The sequence below is a fragment of the Nocardia sp. NPDC127579 genome, from assembly GCF_042672005.1.
Classification (GTDB): Bacteria; Actinomycetota; Actinomycetes; order Mycobacteriales; family Mycobacteriaceae; genus Nocardia.
In genome coordinates, this window is record NZ_JBHXVZ010000012.1 from 34,201 (window position 1) to 58,748 (window position 24,548).

The 24,548-nt window shown below is 68.8% G+C and carries 27 protein-coding genes; 9 read left to right on the plus strand and 18 right to left on the minus strand.

Translation table 11 applies throughout. From position 1 onward, the window contains the following. Nucleotides 1–65: 65 nt before the first annotated feature. Nucleotides 66–2,057: an NAD-dependent DNA ligase LigA gene (gene ligA, locus ACFVMC_RS30810; RefSeq protein WP_379216127.1), complete on the minus strand. Its 1,992-nt coding sequence runs from the start codon at nucleotides 2,055–2,057 to the stop codon at nucleotides 66–68. 97 nt (nucleotides 2,058–2,154) lie between these two features. Here ligA and ACFVMC_RS30815 point away from each other — a divergent pair, with 97 nt between their 5' ends. The 4 genes from ACFVMC_RS30815 (at nucleotide 2,155) to ACFVMC_RS30830 (ending at nucleotide 6,145) form a co-directional block, all read left to right on the plus strand. Continuing rightward, on the plus strand, nucleotides 2,155–2,853 hold the full coding sequence (locus ACFVMC_RS30815; RefSeq protein WP_379216129.1) for a DUF2993 domain-containing protein: 699 nt from the start codon (nucleotides 2,155–2,157) through the stop codon (nucleotides 2,851–2,853). 205 nt (nucleotides 2,854–3,058) lie between these two features. After that, on the plus strand, nucleotides 3,059–4,561 hold the full coding sequence (locus ACFVMC_RS30820) for a flavin-containing monooxygenase (protein WP_379216131.1): 1,503 nt from the start codon (nucleotides 3,059–3,061) through the stop codon (nucleotides 4,559–4,561). A 139-nt stretch (nucleotides 4,562–4,700) separates the two neighbouring features. Further along, nucleotides 4,701–5,642 carry an alpha/beta fold hydrolase gene (locus ACFVMC_RS30825; RefSeq protein WP_379216133.1) on the plus strand — a complete coding sequence of 314 codons (942 nt, stop codon included), beginning with the start codon at nucleotides 4,701–4,703 and terminating at the stop codon, nucleotides 5,640–5,642. A 122-nt stretch (nucleotides 5,643–5,764) separates the two neighbouring features. Further along, entirely contained in the window at nucleotides 5,765–6,145 is a 381-nt protein-coding gene (locus tag ACFVMC_RS30830) for a hemophore-related protein (protein ID WP_379216134.1), read from the plus strand. A 57-nt stretch (nucleotides 6,146–6,202) separates the two neighbouring features. Here the strand turns inward: ACFVMC_RS30830 and ACFVMC_RS30835 are convergent, their stop codons facing one another. From ACFVMC_RS30835 to ACFVMC_RS30855, 5 genes are all read right to left on the minus strand, one after another. Further along, on the minus strand, nucleotides 6,203–6,721 hold the full coding sequence (locus ACFVMC_RS30835; protein ID WP_379216136.1) for a nucleoside deaminase: 519 nt from the start codon (nucleotides 6,719–6,721) through the stop codon (nucleotides 6,203–6,205). 41 nt (nucleotides 6,722–6,762) lie between these two features. Further along, nucleotides 6,763–7,143, minus strand: a complete 381-nt coding sequence (locus tag ACFVMC_RS30840; RefSeq protein WP_379216138.1) for an ArsR/SmtB family transcription factor — start codon at nucleotides 7,141–7,143, stop codon at nucleotides 6,763–6,765. Further along, nucleotides 7,143–7,799 carry an SRPBCC family protein gene (locus tag ACFVMC_RS30845; RefSeq protein WP_379216140.1) on the minus strand — a complete coding sequence of 219 codons (657 nt, stop codon included), beginning with the start codon at nucleotides 7,797–7,799 and terminating at the stop codon, nucleotides 7,143–7,145. Before ACFVMC_RS30845 ends, ACFVMC_RS30840 begins: the two co-directional genes overlap by 1 nt. 114 nt (nucleotides 7,800–7,913) lie before the next feature. After that, entirely contained in the window at nucleotides 7,914–9,155 is a 1,242-nt protein-coding gene (locus ACFVMC_RS30850) for a lipid-transfer protein (RefSeq protein WP_379216141.1), read from the minus strand. Beyond that, complete coding sequence (locus tag ACFVMC_RS30855; protein WP_379216143.1) at nucleotides 9,106–9,552, minus strand: Zn-ribbon domain-containing OB-fold protein; 447 nt, start codon at nucleotides 9,550–9,552, stop codon at nucleotides 9,106–9,108. Before ACFVMC_RS30855 ends, ACFVMC_RS30850 begins: the two co-directional genes overlap by 50 nt. 82 nt (nucleotides 9,553–9,634) lie before the next feature. On the opposite strand from ACFVMC_RS30855, the gene ACFVMC_RS30860 reads away from it, so the two are divergent. Beyond that, a complete protein-coding gene (locus tag ACFVMC_RS30860) occupies nucleotides 9,635–10,306 on the plus strand; it encodes a GTP-binding protein (protein ID WP_379216145.1) in 672 nt (223 codons plus the stop codon). Here the strand turns inward: ACFVMC_RS30860 and ACFVMC_RS30865 are convergent. The 6 genes from ACFVMC_RS30865 to ACFVMC_RS30890 all read right to left on the minus strand — a co-directional run bounded on the left by ACFVMC_RS30865 (nucleotide 10,300) and on the right by ACFVMC_RS30890 (nucleotide 17,560). Beyond that, the gene (locus tag ACFVMC_RS30865) at nucleotides 10,300–11,418 is read right to left on the minus strand and encodes a bifunctional 2-methylcitrate synthase/citrate synthase (RefSeq protein ID WP_379216147.1); all 1,119 of its coding nucleotides are present in this window, start codon (nucleotides 11,416–11,418) and stop codon (nucleotides 10,300–10,302) included. The genes ACFVMC_RS30860 and ACFVMC_RS30865 overlap by 7 nt on opposite strands. After that, nucleotides 11,418–12,332: a methylisocitrate lyase gene (gene prpB / locus ACFVMC_RS30870; RefSeq protein ID WP_379216148.1), complete on the minus strand. Its 915-nt coding sequence runs from the start codon at nucleotides 12,330–12,332 to the stop codon at nucleotides 11,418–11,420. Before prpB ends, ACFVMC_RS30865 begins: the two co-directional genes overlap by 1 nt. After that, on the minus strand, nucleotides 12,332–13,834 hold the full coding sequence (gene prpD, locus ACFVMC_RS30875; protein ID WP_379216150.1) for a 2-methylcitrate dehydratase PrpD: 1,503 nt from the start codon (nucleotides 13,832–13,834) through the stop codon (nucleotides 12,332–12,334). Before prpD ends, prpB begins: the two co-directional genes overlap by 1 nt. A gap of 69 nt (nucleotides 13,835–13,903) precedes the next feature. Further along, nucleotides 13,904–14,434 (minus strand): DinB family protein, encoded by a 531-nt coding sequence (locus ACFVMC_RS30880; protein ID WP_379216152.1) that lies wholly within the window; start codon nucleotides 14,432–14,434, stop codon nucleotides 13,904–13,906. Between the two features lie 43 nt (nucleotides 14,435–14,477). After that, complete coding sequence (locus ACFVMC_RS30885) at nucleotides 14,478–14,903, minus strand: DUF5360 family protein (protein ID WP_379216154.1); 426 nt, start codon at nucleotides 14,901–14,903, stop codon at nucleotides 14,478–14,480. An 83-nt stretch (nucleotides 14,904–14,986) separates the two neighbouring features. After that, nucleotides 14,987–17,560, minus strand: coding sequence for a DUF4153 domain-containing protein (locus ACFVMC_RS30890; protein WP_379216156.1), 2,574 nt, complete (start codon nucleotides 17,558–17,560; stop codon nucleotides 14,987–14,989). A gap of 125 nt (nucleotides 17,561–17,685) precedes the next feature. Between ACFVMC_RS30890 and ACFVMC_RS30895 the strand changes: the two genes are divergently transcribed. Next, entirely contained in the window at nucleotides 17,686–18,423 is a 738-nt protein-coding gene (locus tag ACFVMC_RS30895; RefSeq protein ID WP_379216158.1) for a helix-turn-helix domain-containing protein, read from the plus strand. On the opposite strand, the gene ACFVMC_RS30900 is transcribed toward ACFVMC_RS30895, so the two are convergent. The 3 genes from ACFVMC_RS30900 to ACFVMC_RS30910 all read right to left on the minus strand — a co-directional run bounded on the left by ACFVMC_RS30900 (nucleotide 18,378) and on the right by ACFVMC_RS30910 (nucleotide 20,760). Then, the gene (locus tag ACFVMC_RS30900; RefSeq protein WP_379216160.1) at nucleotides 18,378–18,953 is read right to left on the minus strand and encodes a dihydrofolate reductase family protein; all 576 of its coding nucleotides are present in this window, start codon (nucleotides 18,951–18,953) and stop codon (nucleotides 18,378–18,380) included. The genes ACFVMC_RS30895 and ACFVMC_RS30900 overlap by 46 nt on opposite strands. A gap of 41 nt (nucleotides 18,954–18,994) precedes the next feature. Further along, on the minus strand, nucleotides 18,995–20,224 hold the full coding sequence (locus tag ACFVMC_RS30905; RefSeq protein WP_379216162.1) for a nitrate/nitrite transporter: 1,230 nt from the start codon (nucleotides 20,222–20,224) through the stop codon (nucleotides 18,995–18,997). A gap of 71 nt (nucleotides 20,225–20,295) precedes the next feature. Beyond that, nucleotides 20,296–20,760 (minus strand): VOC family protein, encoded by a 465-nt coding sequence (locus tag ACFVMC_RS30910; RefSeq protein ID WP_379216163.1) that lies wholly within the window; start codon nucleotides 20,758–20,760, stop codon nucleotides 20,296–20,298. 83 nt (nucleotides 20,761–20,843) lie between these two features. On the opposite strand from ACFVMC_RS30910, the gene ACFVMC_RS30915 reads away from it, so the two are divergent. From ACFVMC_RS30915 to ACFVMC_RS30925, 3 genes are read left to right on the plus strand one after another with little or no spacing between them, the layout of a single operon-like run. Further along, the gene (locus ACFVMC_RS30915) at nucleotides 20,844–21,818 is read left to right on the plus strand and encodes a helix-turn-helix transcriptional regulator (RefSeq protein WP_379216165.1); all 975 of its coding nucleotides are present in this window, start codon (nucleotides 20,844–20,846) and stop codon (nucleotides 21,816–21,818) included. 13 nt (nucleotides 21,819–21,831) lie between these two features. Then, nucleotides 21,832–22,140, plus strand: coding sequence for a hypothetical protein (locus tag ACFVMC_RS30920; protein ID WP_379216167.1), 309 nt, complete (start codon nucleotides 21,832–21,834; stop codon nucleotides 22,138–22,140). 33 nt (nucleotides 22,141–22,173) lie between these two features. After that, entirely contained in the window at nucleotides 22,174–22,506 is a 333-nt protein-coding gene (locus ACFVMC_RS30925) for a hypothetical protein (RefSeq protein ID WP_379216169.1), read from the plus strand. Nucleotides 22,507–22,518: 12 nt separating this feature from the next. Here the strand turns inward: ACFVMC_RS30925 and ACFVMC_RS30930 are convergent, their stop codons facing one another. The 3 genes from ACFVMC_RS30930 to ACFVMC_RS30940 are packed head-to-tail and all read right to left on the minus strand — an operon-like array spanning nucleotide 22,519 to nucleotide 24,536. After that, nucleotides 22,519–22,821, minus strand: coding sequence for a hypothetical protein (locus ACFVMC_RS30930; protein WP_379216171.1), 303 nt, complete (start codon nucleotides 22,819–22,821; stop codon nucleotides 22,519–22,521). A gap of 24 nt (nucleotides 22,822–22,845) precedes the next feature. Beyond that, the gene (locus tag ACFVMC_RS30935) at nucleotides 22,846–23,865 is read right to left on the minus strand and encodes a MerR family transcriptional regulator (protein ID WP_379216173.1); all 1,020 of its coding nucleotides are present in this window, start codon (nucleotides 23,863–23,865) and stop codon (nucleotides 22,846–22,848) included. Continuing rightward, nucleotides 23,859–24,536 carry a HEAT repeat domain-containing protein gene (locus tag ACFVMC_RS30940; RefSeq protein WP_379216175.1) on the minus strand — a complete coding sequence of 226 codons (678 nt, stop codon included), beginning with the start codon at nucleotides 24,534–24,536 and terminating at the stop codon, nucleotides 23,859–23,861. The genes ACFVMC_RS30935 and ACFVMC_RS30940 overlap by 7 nt, the downstream gene beginning before the upstream one ends. Nucleotides 24,537–24,548: the final 12 nt, after the last annotated feature.

Genomic DNA, 24,548 nt, shown 5'->3' on the forward strand with positions numbered 1-24,548 from the left:
CGCGCAGGGCCGGACCATGCCTCACTGACGCCCGATCGGCGTCGCGTACTCCGGGTGCGCCTGGCCTAGACGACCTTCGCGTCGATCAGCAGTTTCCAGATCTCGCCCTGATCGACGACTTCGACACCGAGTTTTTCGGCCTTGGTGAGTTTGCTTTCGCCGACGCCGGCGCCGGTGATGAGCAGGTCGGTATTGGCGGAAACGGAGGAGGCGGCGGTCGCGCCCGCCTGTTCGCAGAGGCGCTGGAAGGTGGGGCGGGCGACCTTTTCGCCGGAGCGCGGGTCGCTGATGGCGCCGGTGATGACGACGGATTTGCCGGCGAGGGGGGCGCCCGCGGCTACCACCGGCGGCAGATCTTCCGCGCGCACATCGAGGGAGACGCCCGCCGCGCGCAATCGCTCCAGCTCCGGACGCAGGCGGGTGAGATGGGCGACCAGGGACGCGGCGACCTTCGGGCCGATGTCCTCCACGGCGACCAGCCGCTCCTCGCCGGCGTCGGCGACCTCCTCCAGCGAGCCGAAACCGGCCCGGGCCAGCCGGGCGGCGGTGCCGTCGGAGGCCATGGGGATGGCCAGGCCGATCAGCGCGCGACGCAGCCCGACCTGACGGCTGGCGTCGATCGAATCGATCATGCGCTGCGCCGAGACATCACCGATGCGGTCGAATTCGAGCAGGCGCTCCTTGGTGAGGGTGTAGAAGTCGGAGGGGTGCTCCAGAATCTCGGCGGCGGCCAGGCGCTCGATCCAGACCTGCCCGATGGCATCGATATCGGCGGCCGCCCGTGAGGCCCAGTGGATGAGCCGGCGCACCGTCTGCGCGGGGCAGGCGACATTGGTGCAGAACAGTTCCCGGCTGTTGCCCTGCTCGGTGACCGGCTGCTCACACGAGGGACAAACGGTCGGCGCGAGGATCTCGCGTTCGGCTCCGGTGCGGGCGGCCGCGTCGAGCACGCCGGCCACGAACGGGATGACATCACCCGCGCGCCGCACCAGCACGGTGTCACCGACCTTGATGTCGCGGGCGCGGATGACCTCCTGATTGGCCAGCGTGGCCTTGGTGACCGTGGTGCCGCCGACGAACACCGGCTCCAACCAGGCGACGGGAACGATCTTGCCGGTCTTGCCGACATCCCAGACGACTTCGCGCAGCAGCGTCGTCTTCTCCTCGGCGGCGAATTTGAACGCCAGCGCGCCACGCGGGGAGTTCGAGCGAGTTCCGGCCGCCGCGTAGGCATCTCGATCGGCCAGGCGCAGCACCGCACCGTCGAGATCGTAATCCAGGTCGTTGCGGCCCTGTTCGACCGCGGTGATCGCCTCCTGCGCGTGCTGGGCGTCGAAGCCGTACCACGTTTGCGCACCCTCGATCCCGAGCGCGCGCAGGCCCTCTTCCAGATCAACGGCGGCTTCGCCATCGGAGCTGTCCAGGTCGAATCCGAAGAATTGGAGCCGTCGTTCGGCGACGGTGGCCGGATCCTTGGCGCGCAGGGTGCCCGCGGCGGCATTGCGCGGATTGATCAGTGGTTTGTCGGGGTGTGCCGCGTTGTAGGCCGCGAAGGTGGAGCGCAGCATCACCGCCTCGCCGCGCACCTCCACCCGCCCCGGCGCCTCGATCCGCTCGGGGACGCCGTCGACCAGGGCGCGGACCAGCATGGTGACATCGTCACCCGTGGTGCCGTCGCCACGGGTGATGGCGCGCACCAGTTGACCCTCCTCGAACACCAGCGCCAGCGACAGCCCATCCAGCTTGGGCATCACCACCACGGGCTGGCCGGGGAACCGGTTGAAGAACGCCTCGACCTGCTCGGGCTTGGTCGCCTTCTCCAGCGACAGCATGGGCCGCGAATGCCGGATCGGTGCATGCAGCACCGCGGGGGCGCCCACCTGATCCAGCGGGTTCGGGTCGGGAGTGAGCTCGGGGTGCGCCGCGACCAAGGCACGCAGTTCGTCCTCGATGGCGTCGTATTCGGCATCGGCGACCAGCGGCGCGCCCTGGTAGTAGGCGTCGCGCAGCGCCACGATGCGGTCGGCGAGTTCTTGGATGCGTTCCCCTGTTTCCACGTCGATGACGCTACAGACACCCTCCGACATCTCGGGGATCGATCGACGACCGGCCCGGAGCACAGCATGATGGAGGTATGGCCGAACAGGTGAGCGCATGCGCACAGTGCTGATTTCCCTCGTCGTGCTGGCGCTCGCACTGGTCGCCGGCGACCGCGTGGCGGTTGTGCTGGCACAGAACGAGATCGGTCGCCGCATCGCCACCGAATACACGCTCAGCCCCGAACCCGAGGTGAGCATCGGCGGTTTTCCCTTTCTCACCCAGGCCGCCGAGGGCCGCTATCCCGATGTCGACATCCGCGTCGGCGACTGGACCGACCAGAACATCTCGGTCCGCGATCTGGAGGTCGCGCTGCGCGATGTGACGGCCCCGCTGACCGACCTGCTCGGTGGCCGCACCGACACCATGGTGGCGGCCACCGCGACGGCGACGGCGCGGGTGCCCTACGAGACGGTCCGCGATTACGCGCCCGAGGGTGTGGAGACGATCGCCGAGGGTCCGGACGGATTGCGCGTCACCGGCACGTTCTCGATCGAGGGGATTCCGGTGCCCGCGACGGTGGTCGTGTCCGTCGCGCCGATCGAGGACGGTATCGCGGTGACGCCGGTCTCGGTGCAGCGCGCGGGTGGCGGCGGCCCGACGATCTCGCTGGCCCTGCTGCGCGGGGCGCTCACGTTCACGGTGCCGCTGCGGCAGTTGCCGATGGGCGCGCGGCTGACAGCTATCACGCCGGGGCCGCAGGGTTTGCTCGTGACCGCCGTGGCTAACCAGGTGCACTTCTCCGACCTGCCGTAGGTGCGAATTTCCGCCTGCGACAAAAGAAGTCCTGGCGTGTCTACCGTGTTTGCCGCCTGTTAGCTGTAACTTCTCCTCTGCGGCGAACAGGTCTCCTGTTCCCGTCCCGTGCGCGCCCTCGTGCGCGCACGTTCCTGAAATACGGGAAATACCACGGTTTCTCGCTCCCCTCTGTAATCCGACGATGCCTGAAGGAGATCGGTTGATGACACGTGTTCCGGCAACGGCGACCTACGCCGTCGCGATCGTAGGCGCCGGGTTCGCCGGGGTGACCATGGCGAAACGGCTGAAAAACGCGGGGATAGCCGATTTCGTCATTCTCGAGGAAGCAGACGGTGCGGGCGGTGTGTGGCGGGACAATGTGTATCCCGGCTGCACCTGCGATGTGCCCTCGCATCTCTACAGCTTCGGATTCGACCCGTTCCGCGACACCCGCGTGCGGTACCCGAGCCAAACCGACATCCTCGCCTATCTGCGCCGTGTGGTGGACGACCACGATCTGCGCCGCCATCTACGGACGAACGCGGCGGTCTCGGCGGCGAGGTTCGACGACAGCACCGGCCTGTGGACCTTGACCACGCCCGGCGGACCCGTGCAGGCGAAATCGGTGGTGTGGGGCATCGGGCAGTTGCATCGGCCGCGGGTGCCGGAATTCGCCGGCGCGGCGGATTTCACCGGGCGCGCGTTCCACTCCGCCGATCGGGAACAGTGGACGCGACGCGACGGCCTGGACGGCGACATCGCCGTGGTCGGCACGGGATCCAGTGCGACGCAGATGCTTCCGGAGCTGGCGCGGACCGCGCGCTCGGTGACGGTCTACCAGCGGTCGGCGCCGTGGGTGCTGCCCAAGCCGGCCGCGCGGTTCGGGCCGGTATCGCAATGGGTGCTCACGCATGTGCCGGGCGCACACCAGGCGCACCGGGCGGCGCTGGCCTACTGCGGCGACGCCCTGCTGGCGCCGATCATGCGCGGCGGCTGGTCGGCGACGCCGGCCGAGTGGGTAGCGCGTGGTCACCTGCGCCGTCAGGTGCCCGACCGGGCGCTGCGTCGTAAGCTGCTGCCGCCCTATGCGATCGGCGAGAAGCGGGTGCTGGTCGACAGCAAGTACTACCCCGCGCTCATGCGACCGAACGTGCATCTGGTCACCGACCCGATCGACCGGCTGACCGCCACCGGCATCCGCACCGCCGACGGCCGGGAGCGACGGGCCGATGTGATCGTGTGGGCCACCGGATTCCAGGCACAGCAGTTCTTCGGCGGCATCACCGTGACCGGGCGCGACGGGATCGACCTGCACGATGTGTGGTCGGAATACGGTGGCCCGCAAGCCTTCTGGGGCCTGGCCGTGCCGCACTTCCCGAACATGTACATGATCGCGGGACCGCACAGCTTCACCCCCGCCAACTCCAACCCGCTGATGAAGGATGTGCAGGCGCGCTACATCCTGCGCTGTCTGCGCCTGTCGAACCGGCGGCGGGCCCCGATCGAGGTCGCCGAGGCGGCGATGACCGACTACCGCGCCTGGCTCGACACCGCCATGACCGGCACGGTCTGGCCGGCCGGCGCGGCCAGCTGGTTCAAGAGCGCCGAGCGGGTGACCAATCCGTGGCCGGGCACCGTCCGGGAATTCGAACAGCGGCTCGCACACGATCCGGCGGACGCGTTCGTCACCGCACCGGTGACCGCTCCGGTACCGAGCCGAATCTGACGTTTCCGGGCGGCGATCATTTGCGGCGCGGCAGGCCGCGAGCCGAGCTCGGCGAGGTGAACCAGGTCACGGGCCGTCACATCGGTGGCGGCCCGCTCGTCCTGTTCGTATCACCCCGTCACTCCGATTGGAGAGCGCCATGAAGATCCGACCTTGGCAGCGCCGGCTCGTTCTCGTCCTGTCCGCCGTGCTCGCAGTCCTCTGCGCTGTCGCCCTCCCGGCCGCCTACGCCTGGGACGGGCCCGGCTCGGACTACACCTCGCGATACCTGACCCGGGTCGAATCCCGGTATGCCGATACCGATCTCGCGCGATTCCACTACACCGTGCAGGGCAGCGGATCACCGGTCGTGCTGATCGCGGGCGGTGCGCTGTGGGGCTACTCCTGGCGTGATGTGCTGCCGGAGCTGGCGCGTGAGCACACGGTGTACGCGGTCGATCTGCCCAGTCAGGGATACACCGAGCTGCGACAGCGAGATTTCGCCTACGACCTGCATGCCATGTCCGCGGCCATCGGCGCGTTCCTCGACGCAGTCGGGCTGGAGCGCACCGCGCTGGTCGGGCATTCCTGGGGCGGTGCGTGGAGCCTGTACTTCGCCGAGCAGCACCCCGAGCGGGTGCAGCGGCTGGCGCTGCTGGACTCCCCCGGTCTCGACGCCGAGAAAGCACCCATCACACCGGTTTTCAGGACGCCGGTGCTCGGTGAACTCGCCACCAACCTGACCGGTCGCGGTTTCTACGCCGACAGCGTGCGCGGCACCTTCGCCCACCAGGAGCTGGTGACCGAGGAGATGATCGACGAGGGGTACGCACCGTTCGCGACTCCCGCCAACCGGGCCGGATTCCTGGCGCTGTGGCGCAATCTGGACTACCGGCTGACCGATGCCGGGTTGTTCCGGGTGACGGCACCGACCCTGGTGCTGTGGGGCGGCGCCGATGCCTGGCTGCCCGCCTCGCAGGCCGGTCGGCTGGCCGACCGCATCCCCGGCGCTACCGCTACCCTGCTCCCCGGCTGCGGGCACACGGTGCACGAGGACTGCCCCGCGGAGACCATCCCGCTGCTCGCAGAATTCTTGCGCTGACTGCAATTTCACGCCGATGAGCCGGCTCGGCCAATCCGGCGGCCACCTCGCTCCGACTCACCTGTGCCCGGCCGCCGACAGCGGCGGGTGATCATCCAGCTACTACGAAAGGCCGATTGCGCATGAGGTTGATCAGTACCAGGCACGCCGTCGTCATCGCGGGGACGATCACCGGTTTCGTCGCCGCCGCGGGGCTGTGCGGCGCCGGGATCGCCGTCGCCGATCCGATGAGCGATCTCGAACCACTGCTGAGCTCGAACTGCTCGTTCACCCAGATCGACGCGGCCCTGCACGACGTGGCGCCCGAGACCGCGGCCCAGCTCGACGCCGCCCCCGCCCAGAAGGCCGCGCTGCAAAGCGCCTACGACCAGCCCGTCGCCCAGCGCCGCGCCGCCTTTCAGGCTCTCATCGACAAGCAGCAGCAAATGGGCATCACCGCGAAATCCAACCCCGAACTCGCCCCGAAAATGACCCTGGTCGTAGACACCTGTAGCCAGTACTGATCCGGCCCCCGGGTATCGGCGATCCCGCTGCCGGTACCCGGGGCCTTCCTCCGGCGCTCAGTCGGCCTCGGGCCAGGGAGTCCGCTGCTGCAGGGCCTTGATCTCGTCGACGAGTTCGGGGATGGGGCCGGAGGTTTCGATGCGGGGCGCGACCGAGTCGATGGGGACGGCGCGGAAGGGCGGGAGGGCGCGGTGCCAGTTGGTGAGCCAGGTGGTGAGCTGGGCGGAGGAGCTGATGTAGACGATGCGGCCGAGGCCGACCAGTGCGCAGGCGGTGGCACACATGGGGCAGTGCTCGCCGGAGGTGTACATGGTGGTTTCGGCGCGCTGGGCGGGGGCGAGGTGGCGGCCGGCCCAGCGGGCGAGTTCGATCTCCGGATGACGCATCGGGTCGGCGGTGGTGATCTCACGATTGCGGTCTTCGGCCAGACGGGTTCCGGCGCGGTCGGCGAGCACCGAACCGAAGGGGCGATCACCCGCGGCCACCGCATCGGCGGCGAGCTCGAGACAGCGGCGCAGATGGTCGAGTTCGCTCGCCACGATCGGTTCGACGGCGAGATTGTCGATGTCGGACATGGTTTCCCTTCGGAGAACGGACACCCAACTCTACGACCCGATCAGGCGGTTTCCGCGCCACCCAGCGGTGCCTGACGGTCGGCGCGGCGGGTGCGTTTACCGCGCGCGATCTCGGTGCCGAGCGCGTCGAGCGGATTCGCCAGCCGGTGCAGCGGATCGATCAGCGTGGCGAGCCATGCCTGAGCGCGGGCAACCCCCGCCGGGTCGAGGCGATAGACGCGGCGGGTGCCCTCCGCACGCACCTGCACCAGCCCGGCGTCGCGTAGCACCTTCAGATGCTGCGAGACGGCGGGCTGGGAGATGGGCGTGTGGGTGCGCACCGCGTCGACGACGAAGCCCGCTGGCTGTTCGCCGCCCGCCACGAGTTCGAGAATGTGTCGCCGGACGGGATCGCCGAGCGCCTCGAAAAGCTTGCCGGTCATCAGGATTCGGTATCGCCCTCGGGTTCGGTGGTGTAGAAGGCGAAGGTCTGCTCGGCGGCGGCGCGCGCGGCGGCCGGGTCGTCACCGTCGGCGGTCGCGGCGGCGCCCCAGCCGGTCGCGGCGGTACGGATGAATTCGCGTCCCTCCGGAGTTCGGTGCAGGGTGAGCGCCACCTCCGGATCCACCGGGTCGCCGGAGGACAGATGCATGCCCAGGCCGAGCAGCGCCAGATCCCACCCGACACCGACCGCGCCGGGACCGAACTGGTCCCACATCCCGGGATCGATGGCCGCTTCGTGGACCAGTTCGAGTTCGGTGCCCTCGGCGACCGGGGTGAGCGTGACGGTCAGCCAGGACACCTGTGGGCCCATCTCCCAGGTGACGGCGAACAGTTTCGGCGCGTCGCAGCGTTCGACGACACCGTTGGCGTTGCCTTCGAGCTGGTAGCGGCCACCCACCTCCAGCGTGCCGGTGATCGGCATGAACCAGCGCGGAATCCGTTCCAGGGTGGTGAGCGCGCTCCACAGATCGGCCTGATCGGTCGGGTAGGTGCGCCGGGCCACGGCGATGCGCGTGGGCGCACCATCGCGGGCGCCGGTGCGGACTTCCCGGGTGACGAGACCCGCCAGCGCGGCGGGTTCGGTGATCAATGGCATGACAACCTCCTTGTATAAGTTTCTACTTATACTAACAGGAGCGCACGCGGGGCATCAGCCGCACCGGACTCGGGTATGTACCGTGCCTCGCTCCCCGGTGCGACCCGGCCGGGATCAGCGGGTCGCGATGATCGCCGAACCGTGTCCGAAGAGCCCCTGGTTGACCGCGATCGCGGCGCCGGCGTCCTCGACCTGCCGGCCTTCGGCTTGCCCGCGCAACTGCCAGGTCATCTCGCAGACCTGGGCGATCGCCTGCGCCGGAATGGCTTCGCCGAAGCTGGCCAGTCCACCGCTCGGGTTGACCGGCACCCGCCCGCCCAATGTCGTCGCACCGCTGCGCAACAGCTGTTCCGCACCGCCGGGTTCGCACAACCCGATGTCTTCGTACCAGTCCAGCTCCAGTGCGGTGGACAGATCGTAGACCTCGGCGAAGGACAGATCGGCGGGCGCGAGCCCGGCTTCCTCGTAGGCGGCCTGCGCGATGGCGGAACGGAACGCGGTCGGCGGCGTATCGAACGCGACGGCCGAATCGGTGGCAAAATCCGGCAGATCCAGAACGGTCTTCGGAAAGGTCGGGGTGACGGTGGACAGCGCCCGGATCCGGACCGGGGCCGAAATCCCCTTGCGACGTGCGTAATCCATCGAGGTCAGCACCAGCGCCGCACCGCCGTCACTGGTGGCGCAGATGTCGAGCAGTCGCAATGGATCCGCGACGACCGCGGAGGCCGCGACCTCCTCGGCCGACACTTCCTTGCGGTAGCGGGCATAGGGGTTGTTCAGCCCGTGCCTGGCGTTCTTCACCTTGACCGCGGCGAAATCGTCGAGCGTCGCGCCGTGTATCGCCATCCGGCGGCGCGCGTACAGCGCGAAATAGATGGGGTTGGTCGCGCCGAGCAGGTGGAAGCGCAACCAGTCCGGGTCGTCGCGGCGTTCCCCGCCGACCGGCTGGAAGAACCCCTTCGGCGCGGCGTCGGCGCCGATCACCAGCGCCACGTCGCACAGGCCGGCCAGAATCTGGGCGCGCGCGTTGGCAATGGCCTGGGCGCCGGACGCACACGCCGCGTAACTGCTCGAAATGCGCGCACCCGACCAGCCGAGGGCCTGAGCGAAGGTGGCGCCGGAGACGAATCCCGGGTACCCGTTGCGGATGGTGTCGGCTCCGGCGATGTAGCCGACATCGAGGTGGTCGACACCAGCGTCGGCCAACGCCGCACGGGCAGCGACCAGGCCGTATTCGACGAAGTTGCGTCCCCATTTACCCCACTGGTGCATGCCCGCGCCGAGCACCGCGATATCGCGCGTCGTATCAGTCATCGACCGGCCTCCACATCCACACGGTGTGCTCCGCGTCGTCATCGGCGTACAGGGTGCCAAGCGCCAACTCCACCGGCATACCGACGGCCAGGTCGTCGACGCTGAAGCCCGGCACGACCTGCCCGAGGATCACCATCTGCTCGACCTCGAGCTCCACGGCCGCGACCACGTACGGCACGAACGGGTCGGGTGAGACGTAGGGCGCGGGCGGTTTGTAGCGGGCATCGGCGTAGGACCAGATCCGGCCGCGGGTCGAGAACTGGTACTCGTCGAGCTCGGAGCCGTCCTTCGGACCGGCACAGTACGGGTTACGGCAGGCGAGCGTATTCCGCGGGAAATACGGTGTGCCGCAATGCTTGCAGCGCGTCCCCTGGAGTCGGACCGCGCCGTCTTGCGCGGTGAACCAGTTCGCCACGGCGGGGCGTTGTTCTTTCTGCACACCGCCGACCGTATAGGAACACGTTCTATTTCGGGGGCGAATTCGGCTCCGTTCGTACACCCGCGGCGGTACGGTGCTCGAGATGGAAGTCGTGGAACCGCGGGCGATCCGCAATGTCACGCTGTTCGGGGAAAGCGGCACCGCCCGGCCGCTGTCGCGCGGCCCGATCCGATGGTCGATCGGGTCGCAGGAGTACCTCATCCGGGTCGGCACGGCCGGCGATCCGGAGCGATCGATCCGGACTGCCGACGGGCTGATCGTGAGCATCGACGCCGCCGCGGGCTGCACCGCGCAGTTGGAGACGGTGCTGCGCGCCGCCGACGACTACCAGGTTGCCCGCCTGTGCCTGATCGACGGAATGGGGCGCCCCGGCGCCGATTTCGACCGCTGCGTGCGCGCGATCGCCGAGATCCGGGGCGCGATCCCGCTGCCGCTGCACATACCCCTCGGCGCCGGAACGGAATTCGACGGCGTCCTCGATCTGATCCGGCTGTGGGACCTCGGAGCGGCCGACGACAGCCGATGGCAGGTCGCCGCACCGTGCCAGCGCCGACTCCGGGAGACCTTGGGGGCGAAAGACCTCCAGCACGCCCACCAGCGCATCCGGACGCTCACCCGGATCGGGGACGCGATACCGATCCTGTGCGGCGCGGCGCCCGGCGGTGACGGCCGCGCACCGCTGCTGGACGCTGTCGCCCGCTACCTCCCCTCCCCCATGGATGTCTGCCAGCCCGAGCACGCACTCGACTACTGACCGGTGCCCACGGAACGCGGTGCCACACCGACGTATTCACTGAGCGGCCGGATCAGCGCATTGGATTCGGACTGCTCGACGACGTGGGCGGTCCAGCCGGTGATGCGGCTCATCACGAAGATCGGCGTGAACGCCTCGATATCGAAGCCGAGCAGGTAATAGGCGGGGCCCGTGGGGAAATCGAGATTCGGCCGGATTCCGGTGGCCTCGACCATGGTGCTTTCCAGGATGTCGTACATCCGCACCCACCGCCGGCCCTCGGTGCGGGCGGCGATGTCCAAGAAGGCCTGCTTCATGGTCGGCACCCTGGAGTCGCCGTTCTTGTACACCCGGTGACCGAAACCCATCACCTTCTCCTTGGCGGACAGCTTGTTTCGCAACCACTGCTCCGCCCGCGCGGGATCGCCGATCTCGAGCATGTCGTGCATGACGGCCTCGTTCGCGCCGCCGTGCAGTGGCCCCTTGAGCGCGCCGATCGCCGCGGTGACCGCACTGTAGATATCGGACCGGGTGGAGGTGACGACCCGGGCGGCGAAGGTGGAGGCGTTGAAACTGTGCTCCGCGTAGAGGATCAGCGAGACCTCGAAAGCCCGCACCAGCGCCGGGTCCGGGGCCTGCCCGAAGCACATGGTCAGGAAGTTCTCGGCGAATCCCAGATGCGAATGCGGCGGAATCGGATCCAGGCCGTGGCGGCGCCGATGATCGGCCGCGACAATGGTGGGCAGCACGGCCATCATGCGAAGCGCCTTGGCGTGGTTGGCTTTCGGAGAATCGTCGTCCTCCAGCGGATCCTCGGCGCCCAGATAGCTGATCGCGGTGCGCACCACGTCCATCGGATGACAGTTGTCGGGGAGCTTGGCCACCAGCGACAGCAGCGAGCGGTCGGCCCGGCGCGACGCGCGCTCGCGCTGGCAGAAGCGTTCCAGCTCGGCGTCACCGGGGAGTTCGCCGTACCACAGCAGGTGCGCGACCTGCTCGAACGTGCAGGTCGCGGCCAGCTCACCGACCGCGTAGCCACGGTAGGTCAGCGAATTGGTTTCGGGCACGACCTTCGAAATCGCGGTGGTGTCGACGACGATGCCGGCCAGCCCCTTGTGGATGGTTCCGGTCATCACTGATTTCCTTCCAGCGTGAAAGTGAAGATGTCGGAATCGAATTCGCTGTAGCGCTGATAGCGCAGGAGTTCGTAGAGCCGGCTGCGCGGCTGCATGCGGTCCAGCAGTGCGGATTGGGTTCCCGCCGCCGCGATCTCGCGCAGACCCGCCTCGGCCGCGAACATGGCCAGCCGCAAGGTGGTCACCGGATAGATGACCGCGTTGTAGCCGATCGACTCCAGCGTCGCGGCCGAGAGCAGGTCGGACTTGCCGAACTCGGTCATATTGGCCAGCAGGGGAATCGGCACCGCCGCGCGGAACCGTTCGAAATCGGCTGTGGTGCGCAGCGCCTCGGTGAAGATCAGGTCCGCACCGGCCTCGGCGTAGGCCAGCGCTCGATCCACCGCCGCGTCGATGCCCTCGATCGCGGCGGCGTCGGTGCGGGCACAGATCACGAAATCCGGGTCACGACGGGCCGCGACCGCGGCGCGCACCCGGCGCACCATCTCCTCGACCGGCACCACCGCCTTACCGTCCAGGTGCCCGCAGCGCTTCGGGTTGACCTGATCCTCGAGGTGCAGGCCCGCGATCCCGGCGTCCTCGGCCGCGGTCACCGTGCGCGCGGCATTCATCGGTTCGCCGAAACCGGTGTCGGCGTCGATGAGCACCGGCAGATCCGTTACCCGGGCAATCTGCTGGCCGCGCCCGACAACCTCGGTCAGCGTGGTGAGACCGATATCGGGCAGCCCCAGATCGGCGGCGAGCACCGCACCCGAGACGTACACGCCCTCGAAGCCGATCTCCTGGATCAGCTTGGCCACCAACGGATTGAAGGCGCCCGGCAGACGCTGGATCCGTCCGGAGGACAGACCGGCGCGCAAGGCCGCGCGCTTGTCCGCGGCCAGGGTGGCGGCGGCGAGCAGGCCGGTCATCAGAACAGCCCCTTCGCCGATCGGGGCGCGCGCGCGAGCACATCCGCCGATGCCGTGAACGTGAGCTCCGGCAGTTCGGCGGCGGACAGTTCGCCCGCGCGCTGGACCACCGCCAGGAATCGGTCCTGTTCGGCGGGCTCCACCACGCCCTCGGCGAGAGTGCGGAACTTTGCGATGTACTGCTCGCGGGCGAACGGGCGCGCACCCAGCGGATGCGCATCGGCGACAGCCAGTTCGTCGGTGAGTACCGCACCGCCCTTCAGCCTCACCTCGGCGCGAGCGCCGAACGCCCGCTCGCTCGGATCGGCCGCGTGATAGCGCCTCGTCCACTCGGCTGCCTCGACCGTGGAAATCTTGTTCCACAGCGCCACCGTGTCGGGTCGCCGCGCGCGTTCGGGCGCGTAGGACCGCTCGTGATGCCAGCTGCCGTCCTGTAGGGCGACCGCGAAGATGTACATGATCGAGTGGTCCAGAGTCTCGCGCGAAGCCCCGGGGTCGAACTTCTGCGGATCGCCCGAGCCGGTGCCGATCACCGTGTGGGTGTGGTGGCTGGTGTGCAGCACGATCGAGTCGATCCGATCCAGATCGCCGATCCGTTCGCGCAGGCGGAACGCCAGATCGATCGGAGCCTGGCTCTGGTACTCGGCCGAATGCTGCTTGGTGTAGGTGTCCAGGATGGCGCGCTTGGCTTCGCCGGGGCCGGGCAGCGGCACCGAGTACTCCGCCTGCGGACCGCCCAGCAACCAGGCTATGACACCGTCCGCCCCCTCCCAGATCGGCGCCGGCGCGCCCTCGCCGCGCATCGCGCGATCCACGGCCTCCACCGCCATCTTCCCGGCGAAGGCCGGCGCGTAGGCCTTCCAGCTGGAGATCTCGCCTTTACGGGATTGGCGGGTGGCGGTCGTGGTGTGCAGGGCTTGGCCGATGGCCTGGTAGATGATCTCGGTGTCGAGACCGAGCAGGGTGCCGATCCCGGCGGCCGCCGACGGGCCGAGGTGCGCGACATGGTCGATCTTGTGCTCGTGCAGGCAGATTCCCCGTACCAGGTCGGCCTGGATCTCGTAACCCGTTGCGAGACCGCGGATCAGGTCTCGGCCATCGCGGCCGGTGTGCTGCGCGACGGCCAGGACGGCCGGAATGTTGTCGCCGGGGTGTGCGTACTCCGCGGCGAGAAAGGTGTCGTGGAAGTCGAGTTCGCGCACCGCGACACCGTTGGCCCAGGCCGCCCACTCCGGTGCGTAGCGGCCGTGCACACCGAACACCGTCGCACCGGGTGTGTAGGGGTGGGTCAGCGCTTGCGCGCGGGCATTGGCGACCGGGCGGCGAGTGAGCGCCGCGGCGGCCACCGCCGCGTTGTCGATGATCCGATTGACGATCATCGCCTCGACCTCCGGCGCGACCCCCACCGGATCCGCGGCGACTTCGGCGATCTTCCACGCCAGGTGTTCCGCGCGCGGGAAATGCTCCGCCGAACGGCGGGTTCGAACCAGATGATTCTTCATACTTCGCACGCTACACAGCGAGTGCGGGCGCGAAAATGCCACGCAAATGCCTATTTTTGCGGCATGCAATCAGCTTTCTTGCGAAGATTGCGACGATGCGGCCCGGAGTAGCCGCAGCTGGCCGATCTCGGCGGCATTCTTCATCAGCTCGGCGTGTGCCCACGCGACGGTGTGCGCGACGGTCTTCTCCGGATCGTCCGGCCAGGGAAATGCCGCCGGGGCCGTGAGATCGGCGTTTTCCAGCGCGGTCAGATACCGCGTTCGAAGCTCACGCAACCATTCGACCGCCGACTCCGGGCCCGGCCAGGCGATCTCGGTGCGCTCGTGCGCCCGCTGCCCGGCCAGGTGATCGATGGTGACCGTCCACCACCAGCCGATATGCCAGCTGAGCCAGCCGATGGTCGGTACCGGGATCGGGTCGGGCTCGGTGTCCGCCCAATCCGGCTGCCAGGCGCCCGATCCGTCCCGCCGCAGCGTCCAGCAGAGATCCGTTGGCTCCCACAGGAAATCGGCGGGCTCGAGGCGTTCGAGATGAAATTCGAACAGAGCCCACACCAGGTCGAACTGCCAGCGCGACACGGCCGCATACGACGTCTCCATGCGACGCATCGTGCCCGGCGGAAGGTACCTGGGCAATCGATTTCTAGCGGTGCGGGTACCGGCTCTGCATGGGCAGGGCTTCGCGATCGGTCAGCAGCAGACCGAAGACGAGGGCGGGCACGATCATCAGCAGTGCGTTCGACAGCCACCACACCGGGTTGAAATCACCCGCGAAGGCCCAGAACGAGATCGCCATGAAGCCCGCGCAGAAAGTCAGCGTCAAGCCCACGGTGAGCACGAGCCAGCCCAGGCGGTGCTGGACGCGCACCAGATACACGCCGGCGAAACCGAAGAGCACGGCGGCCAGATCCAGCGGGAGGAACGACCAGTTCCACGCCTGCACAATGGGATTCGAGTAATCCCGGAACGCCGCGTCTTTCGGAATCGCGTTCACCGCGACAGCGATCCAGTAGAGCACGAGCAGCGCATCGGTCACCAGCAACAGAATCTTGCCGAGCTTCAACCGCACGACCCCCTCCTTATCGGATATCCGAATGTCGAGCCGGTTGCGCCCAGCTTAGCGACGGCGCCATTGCGCATCGGTGGCGCCGATCACCGGGCCTTCGCGCGCGAGAGGTTCCAGCCCTGCCACGGGTCCTCGTCGAGGTCGGCGCGGATGGCGGCGGCGATGCGGTGGCGCAGGTCCTGCGGGAGACGTTCGGTCGCCGGCAGGGCATCCGGGGACAGCCTGCCCAGATAGTTCAGATCCAGAGCGGGTTTGACCTGGCGGCCGTTCGTGGTTTCGACCGTGGCGCCAGCCAGCCAGCGATCGATATTGCGTTCCGCGATCAAGCCTTCCGGATTGACACAGGCCAATACCAGAAGCGTGGCGGCCGCGGCGCCGAGGGCCGCACGCGGAATCCAGGTGCGGCGCAAGCGGATCAAACTGGCCAGCACCAGCAGATAGACCATCCCGATCCAGAGCTCGAACACCTCGACCAGCAGGCGGAGCACGGTGAAACCGTAGGCGTGCTGGTAGGTCCACATGCGATGCAGCGACGACGCGACGATCACCAGGGTGAGCACGCTGATCGCGGCCACGGCGAGCCGCAGCCAGCGGCGCTCGGCCGCCGATTCCTGTGCGCCCCAGGACTGGACGGCCGCCAGCACACCCAGGGTGAGCATGCTGACGATCGACAGCTGCCAGAACCCGCTGCGGGCATACTCCGCGTAGGTCAACTCGGCGGTGCGCTGCACGTAACCGTTGCCGCCGAACAGCACCGCCAGCTGGGTGGCGACGAACACGGCGAACAGCACCGTCAGCGCGCCGAGCGGCAATCCCCACTCCAGCGTCGACCAGCGCTTGCGAACCATCCGCGCCGCAACGGAATCCGCGTCACCGGCCGGCGGTGGCGGAGCGGCCAGCAGGAACAGGGCACCGGCCACTGCCGATGCCGCGACGGCGAAGACGAACACCCAGCTCACGACCGAGCCGCCGTCCCACGACGGCGTCACGCTCGACACCAGTTCGGCGAAGACCGCGTCCGCGCCCGCCAGCAGCGGCACGAACACCAGCAACAATCCGCCGGTAGCCGCCACCGACCACCCCACTCGGCGGGCCGCGCCGGCCCGCCGCACCCGCACCCGCCGGACCCCGTGATACACCCACGGCACCGCCATACACGCGCGCACCAGCACCGCGATCACGTCATAGGACAGCCCATACCGCGACCGCCGCCCCACCGCCAGCGACCCTGCCACTCCGGCCCCGAGCACACACAGCACGAACAACCACTCCGCGGCCCGCACCGCCCCAACCCCCAACAGCCCCACCGCAATCCCGCCCCACCAAACAGCACCCCACCGCACCAGCGGCGCACTCTGTGCCCCACTCCCCCGCGCGTCTCCGTCCCGCAACAGCCGACTACCGCCGGGCGCGCTCGTCACCGGCGACTCCCGCACCGGAACCGCGCCGCTGCCCAGCAGCACACCCGCTGAACCAGCACCCGTCACGGACGGTTCGCCCATTGAAGCAGCACCCACCGTCGGCGACTCACCCGTCGAGGCTGCGCCACCAGCCAGCGAATCACCTACCAGGGCAGCACCGGCCGATGCAGCGCTGCTGTCGGGCGGGTTACCAGCCGAAGCCGCTCTCCTATCCGACGACTCTCGCTCCGAGACTGCAATTTCCACAGGCGACTCCCCCTCGGAAACAGCGCCCTGCACAGGCGACTCCCCCTCGGAGACAGCGCCCTGCACAGACGACCCGGCCGAGGGAACAGCGCCCTTCACGGGCGGATGCCCCGGCGGGGCAGCAATCCGGCCCGGCGAATCGTCCTCGGGTGCGCGCTCGTCGGGCCGCACGCTTTCCCTTGCCACAGTGGATGATTTGCCCGGCTCACCCCTCTGAGCCGGGACGGCCGGCCTGCGCGCCGCCCAGTCGACTCCGTAGATGCCGGCCGCGGCGATCAGGCCCGCGAGTACCCACCCGATTCCCGGGCGATCCAGTGGGACGAGCACCGCGGCAGCCACGCCGGCGATCAGGATCGCCAGCAGGGCACCGGACGGGAGCGGGACCCGACTGGCCAAAGAGGAAACCTGCGGCGGCAGAACAACTCTCGGATAGGCCGGCATCTCGACCGCACCGCTCATCGGAGCCCTTTCGGCCGACACCCGCACCCCGGCGCTCGGCAGCACGGCCCGTGGTCCACCTCGTGCGGCCGAACGCTCCGCCTGCCCCTTCGACGCGGCGGAGCCGAGTGAATCGCCTACGGCGGCAGCTGCTTTCGCCTGCGGTCGCCCACCGCCCGGCTCGGCGGAAGATCGCGCACCGGTCACGGCGGACACCCCGGCCGCCGAATGGGAACGCACACCTTCGGCGGGCGACAATGCGTCGGATGAGAAACCCGGAGCGCTCGATCCGATGTCGGTCGTGGCCGGCGAATCGACCTCCGGCAGAGAACCTGGCGCCGCGGAACGGTATCCCGCCGACTCAGTGGGTGGCGCGATCGAATCGCCGATCGGATTACCGCCATCGGAATCGCCGGTCGCTGCGATCGCAGACGAACTCGCGTCGGCCTTCGTCTCGCTACTCGCTGGTGCGCCGGCCGGGGTCGAATACGGGCGGCGGGTCAGGCGGGAGATCGGCTGGACCGGGGGACGTTTGCGGGGTGGGGTGGCGGGCATGGGGCTCCAGGTGTGTGGCGCCTCGGGAGGCGGTGGGTACCTGGATGATCCAAGTCGGTGGCCGTGGAGAAGATGTGTAGGTACGGTGCCGACCTCGCGCGAGAGCGAGCGGCTAGGGTTTCGGGGTGGGATTGGTGTTCGAGACGCGCGGGTCGGAATCGGACTGGGTGGAGTCGGTGTGGACGTGCCGCAGCGATCGGATCAGCGAGATGACCTCGGTGGCCACCGAGACCTGGGGGCTGGTGTTCTGGGAGCAGGATGGGGCCGCGCACGCGGCGGTGACCGGGCCGGAAAACCGGTGCGGGACAGCGCCGGTGCCGGAGGGAGCGGAATTCGTCGGCATCCAGTTCGCGGTCGGCACGTCGCTACGGACCGTAGCCACACCGACTCTGGTGAACAGTGGGATCGCGCTGCCGGACGTCACCGAGCAGGGCTTCTGGCTGGCCGGGTCACGCTGGGCCACACCGCGCGTGGAAGACGCCGAGGCACTGGTGCGGCGGCTGGTCCGCGCCGATGTCCTGGCCCGTGACCCGTTGGTCACCGACACCCTGCGCGGCCGCCCACCCGCCGCCACCGAGCGCACCCTGGAGCGCCGCTTCCGCGCGGCCACCGGCCTGACCCGTGGCGCGGTCCGTCAGATCGGGCGCGCCCGCACCGCGGCGATCCTGCTGAGCACCGGCGAACCCCCGGGCCCGGTCGTCGACAAACTCGGCTACTACGACGAACCGCACCTCGCCCGCGCGCTGCGCAAGTATGTCGGGCGTACCGCCGGGCAATTGCGCGAGGGCGACATCGGCACGCTCGCCATCGATCCCGGTCAGCGCACGACGTCGTATACGAGTTTGGCGATCCCGTTGGAATAGGTCGCGGATTCGCGCAGCCGCAACGGCCGCTTGTCCTGATCGGCCCTGGTGAACAGGCTCTTGCCCGCCCCGAGCAGCACCGGGAACACGAGCAGGTTGTAGCGGTCGATCAGATCGGCCTCGCCGAGGCGGCGCGCCAGTTCGGCACTGCCGTGGATGAAGATCGCGCCACCGTCACCGGCTTTCAGCGCGGTGATGTCCTCGACGGATCGCAGGATCGTGATCGAACCCCACCCGTCGATCAGGTCGGAGTCCTTCAATTCCGTGGACACCACGTACTTCGGCAGGTCGCGGTAGGCGGCGTGGTCCTCGGAGTCCCGCCAGATCGGCGCGAACGCCTCGTAGCTGCGCCGTCCGAACATCAGTGCGGTGGTGTCGGCCAGCTCCTCGCCCTTGAGCGAGAATGCCTCGGGCACGAATTCGGTGTCCATCACCCAGCCGCCGGAGCGGTGGCCTTCGACCGTGCTGCCCGGCGAATCCACGACGCCGTCCAGCGACATGAACCCTGTGTAGACCAATTCCCGTGTCAACGTTTCCTCCTCGGTTCGGGAAGGCCAGACTACGAGCCGCGCTACGCCGCTGTCTTGGACGGAACCGACACGTCCGCTTCCACCGCGTGGAGTTTGAACACCGTGTACGCCAATGCCGCGAGGGCGGTCGCCGCGAGTAGCAGCAGGCCCACCGCATAACTGTTGTTCGCCTCGTCGTAGGTGATGCCCATGATCAGCGGCGGGAAGTAGCCACCGAGTCCGCCGGCCGCGGACACGATGCCGGTGACACTGCCGACGCTGGTCGCGGGCGTGCGGCGGGCGACCCAGGCGAAGACACCACCGGTGCCGATCCCCAGCCACACCGCCATCAGAATGAACACCGTCGCGGAGGCGACATCGGCGGGCGGCTTGAACGAGGCCAGCACCGCCATGAGCGCGGTACCCGCGAGGGAGGTCGCCACAATGTATTTGGGTGCGATGCGGTCCGACAGCGCACCGCCGATGGGCCGGGCGATGACCGCGGCGAGCGCGAAGGCGGCGGTGCGGGTGCCCGCGTCGACTGCGGAGAAACCATAGATGTTCTTGATATAGGTCGGCAGGTAGGAGCTGAAGGCCACGAAGCCGCCGAACACCACCGCGTACAGGAACGACATCTCCCAGGTGACACCGAGTTTCATCGCGGCGCGCAGCTTCGGCAGCACCGGGTCGGTGTTCGGCGTGAACTCCGGCGAATTCCGCATGAACAGCACGCACAGCACCGCGGTGACCGCGAGCGCGGCGGCGACGATCAGGTGGGTGGGCAGCAGGCCGAACCAGTCGATGAACCGCGGGGTGAAGAACGCCGAGACCGCGGTGCCGACCATGCCCGCACCGAAGACGCCGGTCGCGAAACCGCGCCGGGCGGGCACGTACCAGGAATTCGCGAACGGGATGCCGACCGCGAAGATGGTGCCGGGAATGCCGAGCAGGAACCCGAAGACCAGCATGAGCGGATAGGACTCGATGCTGCCCGCGATGCCGACCGCGATCACGGGGACGATCGCGGCCAGCGAGACGCCGATGAACATGAGCCGGCCGCCGAAGCGGTCGGTGAGCGCGCCGGACACGATCCGGCCGAGCGAGCCGACCAGGATCGGCATCGCGACCATGATCGAGGCCGCGGTGCTGCTCAGGTTCATGGTGTCCGCGTAGTGCGGCGAGAGCGGGCCGATCAGGTTCCAGGCCCAGAAGTTGATCGCCGAGACCCAGGTGGCCAGCGCCAGATTGAGTGTCGGCGATCCGTTTCGTACCGCTGCCTGTAGCGACGTCACTCGATCAGGAAACCATATGGTCCAGTCCCCTAAGCGGTAACACGCAACATTTCAGCAACACAAAGATTGAGCTATTTCAGCTGCTCCGACGCCACATCCAGGATCCAGGTGACGCCGAAGCGATCACGCAGCATGCCGAATGCCGGAGCCCACTGGGCCGGACCGAATTCCTCGATGACCGTCGCGCCCTCGGCCAAGCCTTTCCACAGGGCGGTCACCTCTTCGATCGATTCGCCGCGCACGGACAGGAAGAACGGCTCCGTCGTGTGAGTGAGGCCGTGCTCGCGGCGGGTGCTCGAGGCCGCGGCCGCGCTCGGAGCGGTCGCGCCCGGCACGTCGTAGGCCATGACGCGGAAGCCGCTGTCCGCGACGACCTCGCCGTAGACCACCTTGGCGGCGTCCGGCGCGTCGGCGGGCATGCCGAAATCGCCGTAGGTGTTGAGGACGGCCTGTCCGCCGAAGACCGACTCGTAGAACTCCAGCGCGGCGCGGGCCTGACCGTGGAAGTTGAGATGGGCGACTGTTCGTACCGACATCGGTGATCCTTTCGCTGTGGAACCCCCAGGTTGTCAGCCGTACCGGACAGGGATTGTCCGGTATTTATGGCAGCCTGGCTCGCATGCCCACCGCGTCTTCGACGGCGACTTCGCGCCGCCTGCTGTCGCTGCTGTCGCTGCTCCAGGTGCGCCGCGACTGGCCCGCCGCACTCCTGGCACAGCGGCTCGGCGTCAGCGACCGCACCGTGCGCCGCGATATCGACCGGCTGCGCGAACTCGGCTATCCCGTGCACACCAGCCGGGGACCCGAGGGCGGCTATCGGCTCGAGGCCGGGAGCGAGTTGCCGCCGCTGCTCTTCGACGACGAGCAGGCGATCGCGCTGACCGTGGCGCTGCGCATCGCGGTCACCGCGGGCGCGGGTATCGCCGACGACGCCGCCCGCGCCCTGTCGACCGTCCGCCAGGTACTGCCGTCTCGATTGCGTTCGCGCGTCGATAGTTTCGAGATCACGGCTATGAAATCCGCTGGGCGCGAGGTCGATCCGCAGGTTCTGCTCGCGCTCAGCAGCATCATCCGCGCGGGCGAGGAGTTGCGATTCGACTACGCCACCGACGATCCGGGCCCGCCGCGTCGACTGCAACCCCATCACCTCGTGGTCCGCGACGGACGCTGGTATCTGATCGGCTGGGACCCGGTTCGCGCGGACTGGCGCGTCTACCGTGCCGACCGCGTGACGCCCCGCAGCCCCAACGGACCTCGCTTCACCCCGCGGCGCCTGCCCGGCGACGACGTCGCCGGTTTCCTCCTCGCCCGCTTCCGCGGCGGCCCCGGGTGGCCGTGCCGCGGCGAGGTCGTGCTCGATCTTCCTGCCGCCCAGGTCTTTCCGTTCGCCGAGGACGGAATCGTCGAGGAACTGGCCCCCGGCCGCACCCGCCTTCTCCTCGGCTCCTGGTCCTGGCCGGCTCTCGCCGCGACCCTCGCCCGCTTCGACGCCGACCTCGAGGTGATCGGACCGCCCGCTCTGCGAACAGCTTTCGGCGAGCTGGCCGATCGCGCCGCGCGTGCCGCCGACCCACGGCCGAGGCAGAATGAGTAGGGGAGGAACTCTGATGCGCTCTGCTGTCGCTCTGATCGGCTCGCTGGTTCTCGGCGGCATCGGCGCTGCGGCCACCGCACTGTGGGTGCGTCTGGCCTATATCGTCCTGTCCTCCCGCTTCTCCGAGGACCACCCGATCGACCCGCACGGCTACGGTCTGATCTTCGGCAGTCTCATGTCGGTTCCGGTCTCGGCCGTCGCCATCGTCACCCTCGCCTACACCGTCCCCCGCCGCTACCGCGCCCGAGTCACGCTCGTCGGCACCATGATCCTGTTCCTCGGCAACGCGACCTTGTTCGTCGCCTGGTTCAGCGCCGCCTGACTCGAGGCAGACTGGATTCGGGAGGAATTTCTTATGCCGAATCGAATCGGGTGGGCAGCGAAACACGATCCGCTGACGATCGCCATAGGGGTCATGGCCGCCGTCATCGGGCTGGGCGCCGCCGCTGTATGGCTCCAGATCGCCTATATGGTCCTGCGGTCTCGGCTGGCCACCGGCGCGAACACCGACCCGCACGGGTACGTTCTGATCTTCGGGCCGTTCATGGCCGTACCGTTCGCTGTCGTCGCCATGGTCGCGCTGCCGTTCGCGGTCCCGCGCCGCTACCGGGCAGCGACGGCGGTCGGCACCACCGTCGCCATGTACCTGGGCACCGCGTTACTGTTCGTCGCCTTGTTCACCTCGTGAACCCGGACGGAACTACAGGTGGCCGAGCGAGTTCCGGGCCTGGTGGACATCCTCGCGCAAGGGGTCTTCGGACGGGTCGTCGGGTTCGGGTCGCGGATTCGCCGCGTAGTCCTCGACGTCGGAGGTGACACTGTCGAGCAGGTCGGCCAAGTCACCGCCTACCGGTTCGTTGGCATCGGCGACCTGCTGGCGCGCTTCGAGCCATTCCGCGACGAAATCCGCGCGGGTCATCTCGCCGTCGGCGTAGGTCTCCATCAGCGTGAGCTGTAGTGCGACCCCGGTGTCGTCGGGGACTTCGAAAGGGTTTGTCCACACGGGGATCAGAATCCCATATCGGGGCTATCCGTTGTCCTCCCGTCTCTGGTCGAGCATGGTGGACAGGGCGGCGGCGATGCGGGCGACCGACTGATCATGATCGTCGGCCAGGGCATGTAAACCGATGCGAGCCAGGGCGATCGGGAGCTCGGCGAGAGCCTGCGTGAGCCGGATCCGGATCGCCCGGGTGGCGGTAGGGGCACCGAGTTCGGCGCGCAGCGCGTCCAGGATGTGGTCCGCGTGCGCGGGATCTCGCGCGAACCGGCCCAGGAGTTCACCCGCCTCGACATCGTTCGGGCCGGTGACCACGGTGGCTACCAGCGCCGGGATGGACTGGGCCAGACCGCGATTGCCGAGAGTGAGCGCGGCCTGAGTTCGTATCGCGCTGTCCGCGTGGCGCAATGCGTCGACCAGCGCCGATGTCGCTGCCGCGCCGGGCAATTCGATCAGCGTCAGGATCGCCCGGCGCCGGATGGCGGGATCGGCGTCGGCCAGCGCCGCGACCACGATCGCGACGCCCTCGCCGCCGGAGCGGGCGAGCGCCCAGCGCAGGGCACCGGCGACATTGAGATCCGGTTCGGTCAGTACGGCCTCGGCCAGCAGATCGGCGGGCATCGATCCGATGTCGGCGGGCGCAAGCGCCGTACGCATTCGGCGGGCGGCGTCCGGGGAATCCAGACCGCGCAGCAGCTCGACGATGCGCAGCACGTCGTCCCAGCTGCCGGGCTCGGCCGCGTCCACCGCACGCAACCGGTCCAGCAGTTCCTGTTCGCGACGCAACCGTTCCTCGGTGCGCCGGACCAGATCCGCGATCAGGTCGGCCGGAGCGAACTCGGAATCGTCGAGGGCACTGCCGATCTGGCTCAGCGACAAGCCGAGTGTGCGCAGACCCTCGACGTACAGGATGCGGCGGATGTCGGCGTCGGAGTACTCGCGGTAGCCGCCGACGGTGCGGCCGGTAGGCCGCACCAGCCCGAGCGAGTCGTAATGCCGCAGCATTCGCGCACTCACACCGGACCGGCGCGCCACCTCACCGATCAGCACGCGGCGGCCTCGTGCTCCGGCCCCAGCGCCGCAACCCGTTTCGCCGCGTCCACCGCGAGGTAGAACCCGGACTCGGGGTCCAGTCGCAGCCGCTCCGTTGCTTCGGCATGCGCGCGCACGGCCGGGTCGGGGCTGGTCATCGCCGCCCGCAGCACCGGTTCGGCGACCTCACCCAGCTCGGCCAGCGACCGGCTCAGGCTCAACCTCAGCTCCCGGTCGCCACGGGCGAGCTGGGTGGCCAGATCGGCGGCGAGTCCGGCCGCCGCCGACTCGGGCACCAGCGCCACGGCCGTACGCCACGCGGTCCGCGCTACTTCGTCCTCGGTGTCGAACAGCAGGTCCCGGGTGATCGACGGCCAGACGCCGCGATCTCCGATCTTCGACAGCGAATGCAGCGCCTGGCTGCGGGCCTGGGCGCGCTCGGATTCGAGCTCGGCCCGCAGTTTCGGCACGGTGTCCGCCGGCGCGTGCCGGGTCAGCGCCCAGGTGAGCATGTCGCGGACGTAGAAGTCGGGTTCGACGGCGCACCGTTCGATCAGCGCGTCGACGAAACCGGGGTCCGGGTGCGTGCCGATGGTCAGGGCGGCCGCGAGCCGGGTCGACGAGCTGTCGGCGGCCAGGCCGGTGATCACCTGCTGCGAGTTCCTCTGTGTCGTATTGATGGGTACCACCTCCGACTGTCA